Here is a 3,673-nt window from a genome sequence, read left to right as displayed (position 1 = left end):
CCACCAGGTCGTTGTGCAACGCGCCCTCCCCGCCCAGCCAGCGCTGGCCCAGGCGGCGCAGCAGGCCGTAGAAGACCATGCAGAAGAAGTCGTTGATCAAGGGCGCGTCCCAGCGGTTGAGCAGGGCGGCCTCGAGCCGCCGGTAGCGCCGGGCCAGGCCGGTGAAGTCCAGGCGCGAGAGGTCGGCCTTGTCGAGCGCGGCCTCCAGGCGGGCGTAGAAGGCCCGCTCGTAGCGGGGGAGCAGGAGGTAGCTGGTGAGGAGCCCCAGCACGGTCCGGGCCAGGTAGAGCGCGTCCTGGGCCCTCGAGCGGCTCACCTCCACCCGCAGGCCCTCGGGCATCCCCTCGGCCACGCCCATCATCTGCTCCATGAAGCCCCGGTTGACCGAGAAGCCCGGCAGCAGGGCCAGCGCCTTGTACCAGTGGCTGAGGTTGTAGTACACCCGCCCCTTCACCAGCCCGATCATGCCGTCGAAGACGTGGCCGTTGGCCTCGACGAGGCCCTGCGGCACCCCGAACAAGCGCACCAGGCGGCGGTAGACCTGCCGGTAGGCCCGGCTGGCGAAGGAGAAGGTGAGGGGGGTGGTCACGCCGCTGTAGCTCTCGATGATGTTGGAGTTGTCCCACCAGGTGGGCTCGCCCGCCTCGGGGGGCGCCGCGGTCGGCGTGGTGATGGGGCGCGACTGGAGCAGGTAGAGCCTGCCGCCCTGCACCGCCCACTCGATGTCCTGGGGACTGCCGAAGCGGGCCTCGCAGCGCGACGCCAGCGCGGCGACCTCGAGCGCCCCCTCCCGGCTGAGCAAGGCCCCCTCGGGCATCTGCACGGCGCCGTCCTGCACGCGGTAGGTCTGGCCCTGCGCCTCGCCGGAGACCAGCTTGTCGCCCAGCCCCTCCACCGCCGCGATCACGCAGGCCCTCGAGCCGTCCAGCGGGTCGCGGCTGAAGCAGACCCCGGCCACCTCCGCCTTCACCATGGCCTGCACCAGCACCGCCGGGGGCTTGGCGGCCGGCGGCAGGCCCCGCGCCTCGCGGTAGGCCCGGCTGCGCTCGCCGAAGCCCGAAGCCCACACCCTCACCACGAACTCGGGCACCCGCTCGCGGGGCACGTTCAGGAAGGACTCGAACTGCCCGGCGAAGGAGTGCCCCGCCCCGTCCTCGTCGGCGGCGGAGGAGCGCACCGCGTAGGACCCGGCCTCGGGGAGGGCCCCCAGCAGCGCCTCCGCCAGGGCGGGCTCGAGCCGCAGGTCCTCGAACAGCGCTTCGAACCGCCCGGCCTCGAGGAGCTCGAGCTGCCGCGGGCGAAGGCTGCGGGCGAAGGCTGTGGGCGTCACCACCACGAAGGGCGGGACGGGGAAGCCCTCGAGCCGGCCCAGCGCCCAGGCCTTGCCGCCCAGGCTCGAGCGATCTGCGGGGGAATCCGGGGGAATGAGCTTCATAGGCGGAATGCCAGCGCGAGATACAGCACGACCACCCACAGCGCGGAGATAGCACTGATTGTAGACAGCCCGCGCTCAGGACGCTGGTACATCTGCGAAATCGCCAGCAAAAGACCGGCCAGCGCGAACAAAGGCCAGGCTCGCCCGCTGGCCCAGGCCGCCGCCAGCGCCCCCGCCGCCGCCACCGCGGCCCACACCGCCAGCGCCCGCCGCCAGCCCCACAGGGCGCTGTAGGTCTGGACCCCGGCCTCTTCCTCCTGCGGCAGCCGGATCTTGCGGCCCAGCTCCATCAAGGCCCCGGCGCAGAGGCTCAGCGCCGCCAGCCCCGGCACCCCTTCGGCCCGCAGGCCGCCCCACAGCCCCACGAAGACCTGCATCAGCGGCACGACGAGGAGGTGGCTCAGCAGGTAGGCCACCGGGCGGGCCGCCAGCCAGCCGTGGGCGAAGAACTCCTTGCCCATCAGCGCCATGTAGGCCCACACCAGCGCCAGCACGGGCAGCGCCGACGGCATCAGCCAGGCGCACAGCAGGGCTTGCAGCGCCGCGGCCCCCAGGCCCAGCCAGGCCAGCTCGCCCAGGCGGATCAGGCCCCGCGCCACCGGGCGGTAGGGGCGGTGGGCCAGGTCGTCGTGGTAGTCCTTGAACTCGTCGAGGACGCGCAGTTGCAGGTAGAGCAGCAGGCTGAGGAGGCTCACGGCGAGGTAGGGCCCCCAGCCGGGGAAATCGCCCGCGTAGCGCAGCACGCAAAAGCCGGTGACGAGCACCAGCGGCGCGTACTGGGCCAGGGGGAAGCGCTCGCGTTGGTAGGTGAGCCAGCGCTGCATCGGGGGTGATTATGGGGGGTCGGGGCGCAGCGGCGCTACGGGAAAATTACTCAGCACGCCCGGGCCGCTTCAGCCGCCGATGCCCACCATCACCCGCTCGCGCAGCGTCGGCAGGGTGTTGCCGAAGGCGGGCTTGCGGTCGGTGGCGATGAGGATGGCGTCCACGAGGGCCTCGAGCGGGTTGGGCGCTTCGAAGGCCCAGGCGATGTCCATCTCGAGGTCGGTGAGCAGGCAGGGCCGCAGCTTCTTGTCGGAGGTCAGGCGCAGGCGCGAGCAGTTGGAGCAGAAGGGCTCCATCACCGGGTTGATGAAGCCGACCGTGCCCACCGCGCCCGGGATCCGGTACAGCCGCGCCGGGGCGCTGGGGTCGTCCTCGAGCTTCTCCAGCGGGCCGAAGTGCCGCTCGATGACGGCCTTGGTCTCCCGGCCAGCGATGAAGCGCTGCCGGTAGAGCTCGGGGTTGGAGTTGTCGAGGTGCATGTACTCGAGGAAGCGCACGTGCAGCGGCTTGTCCAGCGAGAGCGAGGCCAGGGGGATCACCTCCCCCTCGTTCATGCCCCGGATCATCACCGCGTTGAGCTTGACGGGCCCCAAGCCCAGCTCGAAGGCGGTCTCGATGGCCTCCCACACGCGCCGGACGTCGCCCCCGCGGGTCATGGTGCGGAAGACCTCGGGGGTCACGGAGTCCATCGAGAGGTTCATGCGCCTCAGCCCGGCGTCCTTGAGCTCCTTGGCCTTGCGCTTGAAGAGCATCCCGTTGGTGGTGATGGCGATGTCCTCGATGCCCAGCCCGCGGGCCGCCGCGACCATCTCGGGCAGCTCCTTGCGCACCAGCGGCTCCCCGCCGGTGAAGCGCACCGACTCGAGGCCCAGCAGCCGCATGGCCCCCAGGAAGTTGCGCACGTCCTCCACCGTGACGGTGCCGGGCGGCTCGGTCATCTCCCAGCCCAGCGGGTGGCAGTACAGGCAGTGCAGGTTGCAACGCGGCGTCACCGACAGGCGCAAGTCCTTGATGAGGCGGCCATAGTTATCGAGTAGTTTCATGCCGGTCGCTCCCTGGGTCGTGTCGCATGATACTGCAACACGCTCAGCTTAGGGCGTCAGGGGGGTTACAAATATCCCTGAGGGGGTCGATGGTCGATGGCCCATAGCTGATAGCTAAACGCGGGCGCGGGTCGTGCGTCGTACGTCCTACGCCGTACGCCGAACGCCAAACACCAGACGCGAAACGCCAGACGCGAAACGCAAGACGCGAAACGCCAGACGCAAAACGCGAGACGCGGGTCGTACGTCGTACGTCTTACGCCGAACGCAAGATGCGAAACGCGAGACGACTTGTTCCCCCCTTGGCAAGGGGGGAACAAGTCGTCTCGCGTTTCGCATCTTGCGTTCGGCGTAAGACGTACGACGTACG

Annotated in this window: 3 protein-coding genes; all 3 read right to left on the bottom strand. The window is 70.2% G+C overall.

Translation table 11 applies throughout. The features are described from left to right. Positions 1-1,435 (bottom strand): PEP/pyruvate-binding domain-containing protein (locus tag Mterra_RS19685; RefSeq protein ID WP_275054869.1); only part of this gene is annotated, 1,435 nt, incomplete at its 3' end. Beyond that, the gene (locus Mterra_RS19680) at positions 1,432-2,259 is read right to left on the bottom strand and encodes a UbiA prenyltransferase family protein (RefSeq protein WP_119316668.1); all 828 of its coding nucleotides are present in this window, start codon (positions 2,257-2,259) and stop codon (positions 1,432-1,434) included. The genes Mterra_RS19680 and Mterra_RS19685, both read right to left, overlap by 4 nt. Before the next feature lie 69 nt (positions 2,260-2,328). Continuing rightward, on the bottom strand, positions 2,329-3,303 hold the full coding sequence (gene moaA / locus Mterra_RS19675; protein ID WP_119316667.1) for a GTP 3',8-cyclase MoaA: 975 nt from the start codon (positions 3,301-3,303) through the stop codon (positions 2,329-2,331). Between the last annotated feature and the right edge of the window lie 370 nt (positions 3,304-3,673).

Origin of the sequence: Calidithermus terrae, assembly GCF_003574345.1 — a bacterium.
GTDB classification, from domain to species: Bacteria; Deinococcota; Deinococci; order Deinococcales; family Thermaceae; genus Calidithermus; species Calidithermus chliarophilus.
The sequence above is the reverse complement of the archived record's forward strand: the minus strand, read 5'-3'. Positions and strand labels throughout refer to the sequence as shown.